Origin of the sequence: Paenibacillus taichungensis (assembly GCF_050994985.1) — a bacterium.
Taxonomy (GTDB): Bacteria; Bacillota; Bacilli; order Paenibacillales; family Paenibacillaceae; genus Paenibacillus; species Paenibacillus taichungensis.
In genome coordinates this window covers 6,445,336-6,460,925 of record NZ_CP194720.1, presented here as the reverse complement: position 1 = coordinate 6,460,925, position 15,590 = coordinate 6,445,336, and the positions used below count along the sequence as shown (strand labels likewise).

The following is a 15,590-nucleotide window of genomic DNA, read 5'->3' as shown; positions in this document are numbered from 1 at the left end:
CGTCATAGCAATGCACTGATTTCCTTTTTTTACTAGACGTACGGTTGAGGAAAAAGGTTACTTTACACTCATATGCCAAGGTCACCAATTTCTACTGAAGAAAACACCATTCAAAACGAGTCAAAACGGTTATATCTATACCATATACGAATGGAGGGATTCCCTATGATTCCGGCAACGTTGGAACAATTGGAGCAAGTTCGCAAGGAATGCCGCACCATGGTCAAAAAGAGAGCTACCGCTTCCGCCGGTACAACACTCGTTCCTCTTCCAGGCACAGACGTCCTGGCTGATGTGGGAATGCTCATGCAGCTACTGCCTGCCATTAACAATAAATTCGGATTATCGCAAAAGCAGCTCGACGGTATGGACCCTGAGACCAAATCCATGATTTACGGATTCGTCATGTCCATCGGAAGTAAAGTCATCGGACGTATGGTAACCAAAGAACTGGTCGTACAGGTTCTGAAAAGGGTCGGAGTACGCGTAGCTACCAAATCGGTCGCCAAATTCGTCCCTTTTGCAGGTCAGGGATTGGCAGCCGCGCTCAGCTTCACGGCCATGCGATATGTTGGCAACAAACATGTTGAGGACTGTTATGAGGTCGTAAAACGCATGATTGAGCAGCGTGAATTAATACCGGGCGAACCGGCACCTTCTGCGCTTGAGGAAGCAGGCGAAGATCCGAAGCTGGAAGTAAAGACGTCTTCCGGCGTGAACGAAGATAAAGCTCCAGAAGATTCGAAAGAGGGTTAAGGAAAGAAAAACGATACCGTGAGACTAGCCGCGGTAGCAAACAAATAGCCGGGTGCACCCAATGGGTGCACCCGGCTATTATGTTAACGCCATTTAGGATCAGATCGCCTGTGGCTGTTGCTCCGTAAACTGACTGTTATACAAATCAGCATAGAAGCCTTGCTTCTCCATCAATTCCTCATGATTACCCTGCTCAATCACATTACCATGATCCATGACAAGAATCAGATCGGCTCCGCGAATGGTGGACAATCTGTGGGCAATGACAAAGCTGGTGCGATCCTTCATTAGATCATTCATCGCTTTCTGGATGAACACTTCGGTCCGTGTATCGACACTGCTCGTCGCTTCATCGAGAATCAGAATGGCCGGATTTGCCAGAATCGCTCTCGCAATCGTCAGCAGTTGCTTCTGGCCCTGTGAGATGTTCGAGGCTTCTTCATTCAGCACCGTATCATATCCATCAGGCAAGGTACGAATGAAGTGATCAGCATGGGCCGCATCGGCTGCTTTAATGACTTCCTCTTCCGTTGCGCCCTCTCGACCATAGGCGATGTTGTCACGGATCGTTCCGTTGAACAGCCATGTGTCCTGAAGTACCATCCCAAACAGGCTGCGCAGCTTGCCGCGTTCCATGTCCACAATATTAACGCCGTCAATCGTAATTTGGCCGTCCTGAATTTCATAGAAACGCATCAGGAGGTTGATCAATGTTGTTTTCCCCGCTCCAGTCGGCCCGACAATGGCTACCGTCTGTCCCGGTTTTACATCAATATTCATATTTTGAATGAGTAACTCATCCGCTTTATATCCAAAATTCACACCATGGAATGCAACGGCACCCTGTGGATGCTGCAATTGTACTGGTTTCGAAGACTCTGGAACCTCTTCCTCTTCATCCAGCAATTCAAATACCCGCTCCGCTGAAGCGATAGTGGACTGAATGATATTCGAGATGTTGGCAATCTGGTTAATCGGCTGAGTGAACTGACGGGAGTACTGTGTGAATGCAAGGATATCCCCGATGGAGATGGCACCACGTGTAACAAAGATCCCGCCGACCACACAGATCAGCACATAACCAAGGTTACCTACAAACGTCATCAGTGGCATGATAATCCCCGAGATAAACTGGGCTTTCCAACCGGATTCATACAGCTCTTCGTTCACTTTTTCGAACTGTTCTACCGAATGTTCTTCCCGTCCAAAGGCTTTAACCACTTTGTGTCCGGTGTACATTTCCTCGACATGACCGTTCAACTCACCAAGTGATTTCTGCTGGCCTGCAAAGTGTTTTTGCGAACGGGATGCCACCAGCATAACTACTACCACGCTTAATGGCAGTGTCAAAATGGTAATGAGGGTCATCCATGGACTTATGGTCAACATCATGATGATAACTCCGACAATGGTAACTACAGACGTAATAAATTGCGCCAAACTTTGCTGGAGTGTATTACTGATGTTGTCCACATCGTTTGTCGCCCGGCTTAATGTTTCTCCGTGGGTACGGGAGTCAAAATATTTCAGCGGCAGACGTCCAACCTTGGCACTGATCTGCTCACGCATGTCGTACACAACTCGCTGAGCTACACCAGCCATCAGGTATTGCTGAATGTACATGAAAGCTGCACTGAACAGATAGAGTCCCCCAAGCAGATACAAAACCTTCATCAAGGCAGGAAAATCAATCCCGGCCCCCTGTACACCCTGAAGGATGGCAATAGCACCTTTACTGAGAATATCCGTCCCTTCTGCCATAACCTTAGGACTGATAATGCTGAACACGGTACTTAGAATTGCAGCAACTAGCACACCCAGCAAACGATAGCTGTGGGGTTGAAGATAACGCATCAAGCGCCGCAGTGTACCTTTAAAGTCTTTCGCTTTCTCCACGGGAGGCCGCATGCCCATTCCGCCTCCGGGATGACCCGGCCCGCCAGGGGGACGAGATGACTTGCGTTCTGTACGTTCACTCATGCGATCTCCTCCTCTGTCAGCTGGGAGGATACAATCTCGCGATATACTTCATTGTGCTCCAGCAGCTCTTTATGCGTTCCCGAACCGACAATCCGTCCCTCATCCATAACCAGAATGCGATCTGCATCCATAACCGTACTTACGCGCTGAGCCACAATAAGCACTGCTGCTTCAGTTGTTTCGGACTTCAGGGCAGCACGAAGTTTGGCATCGGTTTTGAAGTCAAGTGCCGAGAAGCTGTCGTCAAAAATATATACTTCAGGACGGCGAACCAGTGCGCGTGCAATGGACAAACGCTGCTTCTGTCCACCGGATACGTTGTTACCTCCCTGCGCAATGACGCTGTCGTAACCGTCTTTCATCTCCGTAATGAAGTTCTCTGCCTGAGCCGTTTGAGCGGCTCGAACAATTTCCTCCATGGTCGCGTCTTCCTTCCCGTGCCTGATATTCTCCGTAATCGTTCCGGTGAAAAGAACCGCTTTTTGCGGTACAAATCCGATTTTGGCACGCAAATCTTCCTGCCGTAGCTCACGTACATCTATTCCATTTACCCGTACACTACCATCCGTTACATCATAGAAACGTGGAATGAGACTGAGCAATGTGGATTTACCTGAGCCCGTACCCCCAATAATGGCTGTGGTTTCACCCGGGCGTGCCGTAAATGAAATACTTGACAACGCAGCATTTTCTGCACCCGGATAACGGAATGTCACGTTATCGAACTCAATCGTACCTTGCAGAGATTTCATATGACGAGGCTGATCTGGATTGCTAAGATCCGGATGCATATCCAATACCTCGTTGATCCGTTCTGCCGAAGCCGAAGCTCTTGGAATCATGACAAAGATAATGGAGACCATAATGAGGGAGAACATGATCTGCATCGCATACTGAATAAAGGCAATTAATGAACCAATATTCATATTTCCACTGTCAATACGCTGTCCACCGAAATACAAGATGGCAATCATTGAAAAGTTCATAACCAGCATCATGACGGGCATTAGTGTTGCCATGAGCACATTCACTTTAATGGAGACATCTCGCAGATCCGTATTGGCTCCATTGAAGCGAACACGCTCATGTTCCCCACGATTAAAGGAACGCACCACACGAATTCCTGTTAGTTGTTCACGCAGGACCAAGTTGAGTCGGTCGAGTTTTTTCTGAATTTGTTTAAACAAAGGCAGACCTTTGGCACCAATCAGGGCGATAGCCCCAGCCAGTACAGGCAAGACCACCAGGAAAATGGTCGATAATTTGGCATCCTGGGATACCGCCATGAAGATACCACCGATACACATCATCGGTGCCATAACCATCATGCGCAGCATCATCGTTAATACGTTCTGAACCTGCGTAATATCATTTGTGGTACGGGTAATCAGCGAGGCTGTACCCAATTTATCAAATTCCTGCAGCGAAAAGTTCTCCACATGGCGGAACACTCTGCTGCGCAGCTGTTTGGCAAATCCACCCGCTGTACGGGAGGAAAGATAACTGGCCGTTACAGAACAGGCCGTGCCTGCTACAGCAATTAACAGCATCCAGCCACCAATCTGCCAGATGTACGGAACATCTCCTTTTACTATGCCGCCATTAACGATGTCTGCCATCAGGGTTGGCAAATACAGTTCAGCTAGCGACTGTAACAACACCAGACCCAATATGAAGAAAATGGGGATTCGGTAAGGCTTAAGCATGCGAAACAATTTCATCATGGCTTATCATCTCCTTGTGTGGAAGCATCCATCTGTTGGGAAACCTTTGTATCAAAAAAGGTGTACACCTTGGTCAACAACTCCGCTAATTGAAGACTGTCTTCCTCACCCAGATGCTCAACGAGCTTATTGAATATCTCCATACGCTCCTGATGAGCCGCCCGAATAATTTCACGACCTGCTTCGGTAATGGTAATGCGGACTGCGCGACGATCCTCTGGGTCCATCGTTCGTTCGACCAGGCCTTCGTCTTCAAGCCCCCGAATGACAGGAGTAATCGTAGGCGATTTCACACGCAACAAAGCACTAATTTCTGATACTTTCAGTCCTGGATGATTCGATTGTAGCGTGTCATTGAAATTAGGAGGATTATCCTGCCAATTCAATCGTTCCCCCGGATGCATGCCGTGGAGCAAACAACCCAGAACCATAATTTCATTGTGATTACGCCCGTGTGGTTTATGTTGCCTCCATTTGCCTTTATTAAACTGCATAATGGAATACAAAAGCTTCTGGGCAACCGGATCTATGCCAGTCATTATTGTCCCCCCTTTAATTTCATTATCATTCCATAGAGGTCCAACATCATAGGACATCTATTAAATAGCATTCCAATTAAATAGCCAATCAATTAATTAGGTGTACTAAGTATATTCCTGCAAAAGTTGAATGTCAAACAGCAAATGCACAACAAAAAACCGTGACTTTAAAGCCACGGTTTTGAACGGATCAGGACTGCGAAGCAGATACCGTTTTGAGTGCGGAAGCAAAAGGGAAATACTCCTTCGCATTGTTGTAGGCAATGCCCTGTACGATCTGTCCAAGCAGCTCCATATCATGCGGTACCTCGCCCTGTTCGGCCCATTCACCGATGAGGTTGCAGACCAGACGGCGGAAATACTCATGTCTTGTGTACGAGAGGAAACTGCGGGAATCGGTCAGCATGCCGACAAAACGGCTGATTAGACCGACATTCGCCAGCGCCTTCATTTGAGCAAGCATACCGTCCTTCGTATCATTGAACCACCAGGCTGCGCCAAGCTGAATTTTGCCTGGAATGCCGCCGCCCTGGAAACTGCCGATAATCGCTGCAAGCACTTCATTATCCCGAGGGTTTAGGGAATACAGGATTGTTTTAGGTAACGCCTTCTCCTGATCAAGTGCATCTAGCAGGCCGATGACTGCTGAAGAAAGTGGCGTATCATTCACCGCATCATATCCGGTATCCGGGCCAAGCTGTGCGAACATCCGACTATTATTGTTGCGGGCAGCATTAATATGGAATTGCATCACCCAGCCCCGATCTGCGTACAGTTTACCGAGGAAAGTCAACGTTACCGTCTTGTACTTGTCCTCTTCCTCACGATTGACCTTCTGCCCAGAGAGAGCTTTGGCAAATATAGCCGCTGCTTCCTCCCGTGTAGCCGCACCAAAAGGTACATAATCAAGTGCATGGTCAGACACCCGGCCTCCTACGGAGTGGAAGAATTCTACCCGTGATTCCAGAGCGGAGAGGAATGAGTCATAATCGGAAATCTCCGTACCGGCTGCCTGCGACAACTTGCCTACCCATTCCGAGAAGGTTTCACGGTTCAATTCCAATCCTTTATCTGGACGGAATGAAGGCAATACTGCGGCATCGAATCCTTCAATCTCCTGAATCTTCAGGTGATATTCTAAGGAATCACATGGATCATCCGTCGTGCATACCACGGTAACATTGGATTTGGTAATAAGATCACGTGCACCGAATCCGTCACTGTTCAGCTTGGCATTTACTTTTTCCCAGATGGCCGGGGCGCTCGTCTCATTCAACACTTCATAGACACCGAAATAACGCTGTAATTCCAGATGGGACCACGCGTACAGCGGGTTACCAATCATCATCGGTACGGTTTTGGCATACGCCAGAAAACGATCGTAATCGGTTACGCCCTCTCCACCCGTAATGTATTGCTCCTCAATTCCGTTTGCGCGCATCAGCCGCCACTTGTAGTGATCACCGTATAACCAAGCCTCTGTAATATTGCCAAAGGTTTTATTCTCGTAGATTTCCTGTGGACTCAGGTGGCAGTGATAGTCAATAATCGGCATGTCCTTCGCATAGTCCTCATATAACTTGATCGCCGTTTCATTGTGCAGCAAAAATTGTTCATCCAGAAAAGACTTCATTCGCCTCGCACGCTCCCTTTAGGTGAGTTTACGTTCATATGGGTTTACTTCCCAATCTTTACGCTACACTGTTTGCCCGCAAAGTTCAATATAAAATGATAGCGTTATCACAAAAGGTTGATTTAGGCATATTTACTGGAACAAGGTATACTGGTTTTAATCTAATTGATGCTGATCTGAAGATGATAGAAGGAGATGAAATGGATGAAAATAACATTTCTCGGTACAGGAGACATGTTCAGCGTGGAGCAACACCACAACAGTATGCTGGCCGAATTCGGCGATACACATCTGGTGATTGATTTTCCGGAATCCAACGCAAAAGCATTAAAGGAATACGGCTATCCCATGACAGATATTCATAATGTGTTTATCACCCATCTGCATGAAGATCATATTAACGGAGTACAGATGCTCGGATATTATTCACAGATTGTGGGCGACCGCAAGCCACGTCTGTTTATCCACGAAGAACTGGTTGATCCGTTATGGAATATTTTATCCCCAGGCATGCGTTATACAACCGATGGGGAGCGTACGATGAGCGACTATTATGATATTGTACCTTTACCGGATGGAGGCACATTTGAGCTGGGGGGCGTAACATTTGAGACTTTTCGAACACAACACGTGCCGGGCATGGTCAGCAACGGCCTTCTTGCAAAGCCCTACTTCTACTATAGCGCAGACAGCACGCTCGATCAGGAACGGGTAGAGCAGGCCGCCACAGACGTACAGCTCATTTTCCACGAATGTCATATGCATGATCTGGTGATCAAATCACACACCTCGCTGAAGGATCTGCAACAACTGCCTGCCGAAGTGAGACAGAAGACCGTGCTCATGCATTATCATGATGAATACGCGGATGCGGATAAACGGACACATTTCAACCAAGAACATGATCTAAGAATGGTGGGCACGCTGGAATCGTTTAAACTGGATAATGCGTAAATAGAGAGTATTGGATAGGTACCGTAATTGTTCTGTATTCTAATGGAGGTAAGTGCTATGGAGTATCGATTTGAACAAGGTTACTTTTTGATATATTCTTCTGCAAGAAGCACAAGTAGTGGAGACATCATGGTTGTTAAATTATTGGACAGACCCTTTAAAGATAGATTTGAATTCCTTGTCAACAGCAAAAACTATGAATGTACTACACACACTGAATACTTAAACTTTGAGCCTACTTCTCATCATAAACCTGAAAAGCCTGGAGCATTTTCACTGGAACGAAGTGAGTTCAATCGAATGTGGGATACGATGAATCAGTATTTTGAAAGTACATGATTAATGTTTAGTTACCTGAACAGGCAGTACCTGCTCAACTTCCTAACTTGGAACTGGTGGGTGCTGCCTTTTTTTATTCTTCTTTCTACCATGACTTTATATATATATTCTTTTGCCCTCGGAGACGGCTCAGCCTGCATAAAAATAATCTTCTGTTCGCTGATCATTCGGCCCATAGGAGATTTTTTATATACATATCTGTATAACTATGGCTTATATTGTTGTCAATCTCTGCCTTTAGCCTATAACGAACATGAGAAGCCTTATCCGAGTTAATTCGAGGTTTCGATATTCTAACGAATCTCAGACACTCTAGTCTAATGGTGTTGCTCCAATTGGGACTATTTTAATCGTTTTCATGAATAATAAAGTTACTGAGATTCGTTAGAATTCCCGTAACGCTAATTTAGTGGAAATAAGGTGCGCTGAGTTCGTTAGGATGGAGCTTTAGTCGTACTTGAGAAAATGCAAACCACCTGAACATATGAGCCTGTTCAGGTGGTTTAACGATCTGTATACTGTTTTTCATATTTATCTGTACGTTTCTGCAGTTAACTGTCGATATTTCATTCTATTACTCAGCGTCTATACGATCCTCACCCTGATCCGGGAGAACCCACACGGAGACGCCCCCACCACATACATGGAAAGTGGCCCATCCGTCTTTCTCAATAGTAATGCTATCCTCGCAGCTGTGCGTCAGATCGGTCCAGACTTCACCAGCACGGTGTTCACCAACAAACATCCGTTTCTCACCATCATCACCATTCGAGATAACTACTGCACAACCGGAGCCTTCGATTTCGTCCACCCCGCGGCGTACCCACCCAATCGTGTTCGCGTGATCGAAGTAATCTTCCTGCTCTCCATAAGCTTTGTCGTAACGGGCTGACATCAGAATGTCGAGAATGTCCTTCTTACCCTCGACAGGTTCAGGACCACCAATGCCGTAATAATCACCGTAAAAGACAACCGGATAACCGTCACGACGCAGCAGCGTCAGCGCATAGGCGCTTGGCTTGAACCAATCGCCCACCCAGGATTCCAGCGCTTCATGCGGCTGGGAATCATGATTATCAACAAACGTTACGGCATGCGTTGGATGTGTCTGCACCAGAGTGTCATCAAAAATCTTGGAAAGATCGAAATCCCGCCCAGCCAGAGAGGCTTCATGAAGTTTGTAATGCAGGGACACATCGAACAGATCAATCTGATAGTCCACCGTATCCAGAAATTCACGGCATGCATCGAGATTGGAGTTCCAGAACTCGCCCACAATGTAGAAATCCTGCCCCCGTTTGCGGATCATCTCAGCAGCGAATTCCTTGATGAATTCGTGGTTGATATGCTTGATCGCATCCAGTCGAAAACCGCTGCATTGCAGCGTATCGATGAGCCATTTTCCCCATTGGAGCATTTCCTGCCGGACATCCGGGTGATTGTAATCGATATTGGCGAACATCAGGTAATCATAGTTGCCGAACTCATCGTCGACATTTTGATTCCAGTTCTTGTTCTCCCCTGCAATGCGGAACACACCGCTCCGTTCTTCCTTGGCATCAAAGTCTGTACCGTTGAAGTGTTCGGCGTTCCATTTGAAAGAGGAGTATTGATCTCCGCGACCCGGAAATGTGAATTTGGTCCAACCCTCAATCTCGAACGGTTTGGAGATTTCCTTCAATCGATCATTGGGATCGACCTCAATTACCTTGAAGACTTCCGTCTCATCCGCACCCGCTTTATGGTTCATCACCAAATCCACATAGACGGCAACACCATTCTTCTGGCACTCGGCAATCGCATCCACCAGTTCCTGCTTGGTACCGTATTTGGTGCGCACGCTGCCTTTCTGGTCAAATTCGCCCAGATCGTACAGGTCATATACGCCGTAACCGGTATCCTCAGGAGATACGGCTTTGGTCACCGGAGGCACCCACACGGAGTCAATGCCTTTGGCTTTCAGTTCTGGCGCCATTTCGGCCAATCGTTTCCAGTGGTTTCCGTCTGCGGCCAGGTGCCATTCAAAAAACTGCATCATCGTATGATTTCTCTTCATTCCCAACCGACCTCCTTGATTGCTTTCGAAGCGGACCACGGCACGCATCTGTATCGTCCTTGTTCGTTCGTATGCTATCCAAGTAATACCCTTTTCGGCCTATCCTTCAATCATGCACAGAAAAGAAAGCTGAAAAGTCTACGATCGATCTTTTAGCTATAAATCGTTATTGGGGTGAAATTCGTGTGTAGTCCTGCCATTCCTCGGGTAGCAATGATCGATACGGTTCCTCGGTGAAACGATCGTCAACCAGCACCAGTACGCCCTTGTCCTCTTCCGTACGTATCAGCCTTCCACCTGCCTGCAATACCTTGTTCATACCGGGGAAAACATAGGCATAATTGAATCCGTTGCGCCCTGTCCGACTATAATAATCGCGGAGTACGTTGTTCTCCAGACCAATCTGGGGAAGTCCGGCCCCGACCACCACAACTCCATTCAGACGATCACCCGGCAGATCCACACCTTCGGAAAATACACCGCCCATAACGGCAAATACCAATCGTGTTCGTTCAGGATGTGGCTGGAACGCGTTCAGGAACGCCTCCCGTTCCTCTTCACTCATGCCCTGCTCCTGCATCACGACTTCTGCCTCGCCAGGCTGTTCCATATACGTGCCATGTACTTCGCGCATATAAGGATAGGATGGGAAAAAGACGAGCAGGTTGCTATGCGGCCACTCGGCAACCAATTGGCGCAGCATATTGGCAATAGGCTGTCTGGATCTCTCACGATCCCGGTAGCGAATCGATAATGGCAGCAATCTCACATCCAGCTGCTCCCGCTGGAAAGGCGAAGCAATACGCAGGGTATAATCCTCTTCCTCCGCACCTAGCATATCCCGGTAATAACCAAGAGGTGACAATGTCGCAGAGAAATGAATGGTAGAGCGGAACCCTTTGGCAGTCTGGCGCAGCAGCACGGATGGATCCAGGCAAAACAGCTTCACTCGCACTTCACTTCGTACACATTCCGCATAAGTAATGAAGCGTTCATCGTAGAGCTTGGCAATACGCAGGAAATTCTGTGCGGTGAAATAGGCTGCCAGCAGCAATTCATCCGTCTCGGCATTTCCCGAACCGCCTTCAACAAGGCATTGCTCCGCAACCATGACAAAAGGCTCCAGCAGTTCAATCAGTTCCTCCGGCGCCTCCTGTTGCAGCAATTTGCCCTCATCTCCACCGTTTTTGCGGAGCGTAATCAGGTATTTGTCTATGGCGCCCGTTCGATCCGCAATAGCTTTGGCGGCGGTCACACTGCTGCCCAGCGTTTGGAATTCCCTTTTGACATCCAAAAAGACGGCCTTCTCCAGCTCTGCCGAAAACATCATCCGTCCCCGATCGACCAGATTATGTGCCTCATCGACCAATAATACCGTCTTGCGCTTCTGCTCCTCCAGCATGCGTTTGAGCGAGATACGCGGATCGAAAATATAGTTATAGTCGCAGATCACCGCATCGGCTGCATACGCAGCATCCAGTGAAAATTCAAACGGACATACCCGATGCTTACGTGCGTACTGTTCAATAACCGGGCGTGTCATTAACGTCTCATGTTCCAGCATATCCAGCACAGCTCCGTTAATACGGTCATAATATCCTTCACACATGCCACACTGTCCCGTATCACAGGCTTCCTCTTCCTTGAAACAGATCTTGTCCTTCGCGGTCAGACTGATCACATGCATCTTCAAGCCTTCCGCCTGCATCCGGGCAAAAGCCTCTTCTGCCGCCACTCGCGTCGTCGTTCTTGCGGTCAGATAGAACAATCGTTTGGCTTCTCCTTCACCAATGGCCTTGACCGTGGGAAACAGTACGGACATCGTTTTGCCAATACCTGTTGGCGCTTTCGCCATCAGACCCTGTCCCTCGCGAATTGTCTTGTATACGGCACCTGCCAGCTTGCGCTGTCCCTCCCTGTATTTGCGAAAAGGAAAAGGCAGCTCTCGCACGCTTATATCGCGCTTTTCTTCGTACGCCACAATCATCTCTGCATATGGTGCGTAACCAGCGACCAACTCTGCTGCAAACTGTTCTAGCTCCTGCCGTTCCAGCATCCGCCGAAACCGTCTTTCCTCATTATTCACGGTGTGCACGTATGTAAGCTGTACCTGCATACGGGGTTCATCATGCTGAACGGCGTACATATAGGCATACATCATGGCCTGCGCCCAGTGTACGGGGGCCCCATCGCCCAGATCGTTCAGATTGCCGGCAGTTGATTTGATCTCATCCACCGTCAGTTGACCATCCAGACGAATCAGTCCGTCACATCGTCCCTCTACCACGTAGGTCAAGTCTCCATGCTGCAGTTCCACTTCGAGAACCACTTCTTTCAAATCCTCTTCTGTGTAATCCTTCTGCACCCGCTGGTGTATCCGAGTTCCCTCCTGCATCGATGCATTGGTGCGGAACCCTGGACGTATGCTGCCACTGCGGTACACATATTCCACCAAAGGCCTGACTGATATTCGAATTGCGGTTGTCATGCGATCACCCGTTCTGTTTGTAGTGACTATACTTTATCACGAAAAGCAGTGCTCAAACCAGCCAATCAGCGGATTGGACTCGTCCCTTCCCATATGCTATGTTGAAGTGGAATGTACTTAAATGAGGAGGCATCTTCTATGTATATCTATTTGGTTCCTTCACCGATTCCGGATGCACTTGCTGCATATCCACATCTGACGTTGCGCAGTGAGGAACAAGTTCGTTTAGCTATTGAATCGACAGAACGTCTGATGAACATTGAGTCCGATGACAACGTAGCGGCGTATGAAGCCTTCGATGCCGCAGGCTCCTGGACAGGCGGCGGTTATGCCGTTCTCAACAATATACCCGTAACCGAAGATGGACGGAATGACTTTGAGGAACGTTTCAAGAACCGTGCACGCAAAGTGGAAGACGAACCCGGCTTTGTCGGCATTCGTGTGCTTCGTCCTTTAAAGGACGATACGTATGTCGTACTTACACTTTGGCAGTCCGAAGATCATTTCAAAAACTGGCAGCAGTCCCAAGCCTATAACCATGCTCACCGCAACCGCAGCACGAGTGAAGGGCTGACTGCACAGAAGCCCACCATGTTTCCAAGACCTTCATTCGTCACGACCTTCACTATAGAGTAAACGAACGGGAGCAAACCGGATGTTATGCTCCAGAACCTGTATGCAAGTCTACAGTTATACGGTGATTACATTTTGGGTAAGCATCATTTGTACTTAAAATGAAACCCCTTCCGCCTCTTCCTCAATGGAAGGGGCTTTTTGTATATGTGAGGTCATGAATGACCCCAAGCGCCTCTTTCCTTTTTCCAATAATTAAAAGAAATGAGTAACCAAGAAGTTCAGTGCTTTTGACACGACATACCATGAGATAGCATAATACTTGTTAAATGAAACTTCGGAAAGGAAGGAAGGCGGTAACTTGTCACGCAATTCACTCACCCGGTTTCTAAGCGGACCGTTTATAGTGTTCACCGTTATTATGATGATCAAAAGCTCTCTGGCCTGGATTGTGATCTTCGATGACATCCCCGTCTGGAAACCGCTGCTGACAGAGTTGCCGCTGATCTGGATCTGCTTCTGTCTGATTGAGTGGTTTGCAGCCAAACGCCGGATGTGGCTCTATCTCGGACTAAATCTGGTGCTATCGGGCATCTTCTTCGCAGCGATCATGTATTACAAATATTATGGGGTCATTGTTAATTATCACGCGCTCGCACAGGTTAATCAGGTAACCTCGGTCAAGAGCAGCATGTTCTCTTTGCTCGATCCGTATTATTTGTTTATTTTTGCGGATATTCTGGTTATCGCGGGGATTCTGATTCGTCGGCGGATTAAGCTCGGCGGGACTGAACGTCCAGGCAGAGTGCCGCTTGAACGAAGGGTCAGAAGACGGATTGCCTCAGTCATTCTGATTCTATCGATGATGCTGTGCATGCTCAACATATACCCCAATCGGGCGAGTATGAGCGAGATTACACAGGCGGAGCAGATGGGTATTCTTGGTTACGAAGCGTACACCATCCTGGCTGATCGGCCTGACAAACCCGTGCCCCTCGATCAAATCGATCAGAATCATATCGACGAGATTAAACAAACGACAGCACTGCCCGCTGTTGTGAAGGAGGGTGCAGCCAAAGGACGCAACGTCATTGTCCTCCAGCTCGAATCATTCCAGAACTTCCTGATCGGATTGCAGGTGGACGGACAAGAAGTTACCCCAAATTTGAATAAGTTGGCGGGACAAAGCCTGTATTTCCCGAACTTTTATCAGCAAGTCGGACAGGGAAATACGTCGGATGCCGAGTTTGTGGTAAATACATCGTTTTACACGCCGCCCAACGGGGCTGCAACTACCGTCTATGCCAATAAGGAATTGCCAAGTCTGCCCAGGCTAATGTCCGCGAACGGTTATCAGACAGCCACATTCCATACGAATGATGTGCACTTCTGGAATCGGGATCAGTTATACAAGGCGCTTGGATTCGACCAGTATTATGACATCAATTATTTCGGAACAGAGGATTCCATCGCCTTCTCGGCATCGGATGAAGTGCTGTACAGCAAGACACTGGATAAACTCGAGGCCATGCAGGCATCAGGGTCACCTTTCTATGCACAAATCATATCCATGTCTGCACACCATCCTTACCATTTGCCAGAAGATAAAAAAAGTCTGACGTTGCCGGAACGCTACGTTAATACGTTGCCTGGGGATTATCTTGTGTCCCAGCATTATGCCGATCAGGCGGTTGGACAATTTATTGAGGGACTTAAGGAACGTGGACTATGGGAAAATAGCCTGCTGGTCGTTTATGGTGACCATCTGGGTCTGCCTATCTACTCGCTGGATCGGACTGACGAGAAGCTGATGCAGGAAATCTACGGTCGGGAGTACACGTCTGCGGACATGATCAATATTCCACTTATCGTCACGGCTCCTGGCATCACGCCAGGAGCTCAGCTGGAACAGATCGGAGGACAGGTGGATATTCTGCCAACGATCGCCGGGTTGACCGGTTCCTCTCTCCAGAACCAACTGTATTTCGGGCAGGATTTGCTGCGTGAGGGAAATAATCTGCTGCCAGAGCGCTATTATCTGCCCTCCGGTTCCGTACTGAACGATGCTTCACTGTTCGTTCCTGAGACGGGGTACGGTGATGGTACTCATTACTCTCTTGCGGATGCCGGGAGACAGGATGTCGTTTCGGCAGAGCCTGATCAGGAGAAGGGGACGATTCCGGACAGTCTAGAGGATGAACCGGCCGTGCCCGCATCTGCCATACCAACCGAAGAGGGCTCGACCTCTTCCGAATTTATTACGAAAGAACAGTACGAACGGGCTTTGGATCTTCTCCACTTATCCAACAGTTATCTGAGTCAGTTACCGAATCGAAATGCAGTGAAATGATACAACATGCACAATGAAATTATCTTTCACTTTTAATTCATGATGAAAAAGACAAGAGCCCATGATAGGTCTGAAATGACCTGATTCATGGGCTCTTTCCATTCCTTTTAACCTCTATATCTAACACCTTTCTCCCCAACTTTCTAACAAAAAGACACCTATAACCACCCGAATCATCCATTGCCAACAAATTCCCCT

General features: G+C 48.0%; 11 protein-coding genes. 5 read left to right on the top strand and 6 right to left on the bottom strand.

The annotated features are described in order from the left end of the window. Positions 1 to 165: 165 nt before the first annotated feature. Positions 166 to 756: a hypothetical protein gene (locus tag ACR1R9_RS29155; RefSeq protein ID WP_099857309.1), complete on the top strand. Its 591-nt coding sequence runs from the start codon at positions 166 to 168 to the stop codon at positions 754 to 756. 99 nt (positions 757 to 855) lie between these two features. Here ACR1R9_RS29155 and ACR1R9_RS29150 read toward each other — a convergent pair whose 3' ends face one another. From ACR1R9_RS29150 to uxaC, 4 genes are all read right to left on the bottom strand, one after another. After that, on the bottom strand, positions 856 to 2,736 hold the full coding sequence (locus ACR1R9_RS29150) for an ABC transporter ATP-binding protein (protein WP_076287452.1): 1,881 nt from the start codon (positions 2,734 to 2,736) through the stop codon (positions 856 to 858). After that, positions 2,733 to 4,460, bottom strand: a complete 1,728-nt coding sequence (locus ACR1R9_RS29145) for an ABC transporter ATP-binding protein (protein ID WP_433922114.1) — start codon at positions 4,458 to 4,460, stop codon at positions 2,733 to 2,735. The genes ACR1R9_RS29150 and ACR1R9_RS29145 overlap by 4 nt, the downstream gene beginning before the upstream one ends. Beyond that, entirely contained in the window at positions 4,457 to 4,999 is a 543-nt protein-coding gene (locus ACR1R9_RS29140) for a MarR family winged helix-turn-helix transcriptional regulator (protein WP_099857305.1), read from the bottom strand. The genes ACR1R9_RS29145 and ACR1R9_RS29140 overlap by 4 nt, the downstream gene beginning before the upstream one ends. Before the next feature lie 190 nt (positions 5,000 to 5,189). After that, the gene (gene uxaC, locus ACR1R9_RS29135) at positions 5,190 to 6,632 is read right to left on the bottom strand and encodes a glucuronate isomerase (protein ID WP_433922115.1); all 1,443 of its coding nucleotides are present in this window, start codon (positions 6,630 to 6,632) and stop codon (positions 5,190 to 5,192) included. A gap of 204 nt (positions 6,633 to 6,836) precedes the next feature. Between uxaC and ACR1R9_RS29130 the strand changes: the two genes are divergently transcribed. Both ACR1R9_RS29130 and ACR1R9_RS29125 read left to right on the top strand, forming a co-directional pair. Continuing rightward, entirely contained in the window at positions 6,837 to 7,586 is a 750-nt protein-coding gene (locus ACR1R9_RS29130; protein WP_433922116.1) for an MBL fold metallo-hydrolase, read from the top strand. Positions 7,587 to 7,643: 57 nt separating this feature from the next. Continuing rightward, positions 7,644 to 7,925, top strand: a complete 282-nt coding sequence (locus ACR1R9_RS29125) for a hypothetical protein (RefSeq protein WP_076287447.1) — start codon at positions 7,644 to 7,646, stop codon at positions 7,923 to 7,925. Positions 7,926 to 8,499: 574 nt separating this feature from the next. Here ACR1R9_RS29125 and ACR1R9_RS29120 read toward each other — a convergent pair. Both ACR1R9_RS29120 and ACR1R9_RS29115 read right to left on the bottom strand, forming a co-directional pair. Next, complete coding sequence (locus ACR1R9_RS29120; protein ID WP_099857299.1) at positions 8,500 to 9,981, bottom strand: alpha-amylase; 1,482 nt, start codon at positions 9,979 to 9,981, stop codon at positions 8,500 to 8,502. 166 nt (positions 9,982 to 10,147) lie between these two features. Then, positions 10,148 to 12,469, bottom strand: a complete 2,322-nt coding sequence (locus tag ACR1R9_RS29115) for a helicase C-terminal domain-containing protein (RefSeq protein ID WP_433922117.1) — start codon at positions 12,467 to 12,469, stop codon at positions 10,148 to 10,150. 138 nt (positions 12,470 to 12,607) lie between these two features. On the opposite strand from ACR1R9_RS29115, the gene ACR1R9_RS29110 reads away from it, so the two are divergent. Both ACR1R9_RS29110 and ACR1R9_RS29105 read left to right on the top strand, forming a co-directional pair. Beyond that, on the top strand, positions 12,608 to 13,105 hold the full coding sequence (locus tag ACR1R9_RS29110; RefSeq protein ID WP_090994860.1) for an antibiotic biosynthesis monooxygenase family protein: 498 nt from the start codon (positions 12,608 to 12,610) through the stop codon (positions 13,103 to 13,105). A 358-nt stretch (positions 13,106 to 13,463) separates the two neighbouring features. Continuing rightward, a complete protein-coding gene (locus ACR1R9_RS29105) occupies positions 13,464 to 15,392 on the top strand; it encodes an LTA synthase family protein (protein WP_433948969.1) in 1,929 nt (642 codons plus the stop codon). Positions 15,393 to 15,590: the final 198 nt, after the last annotated feature.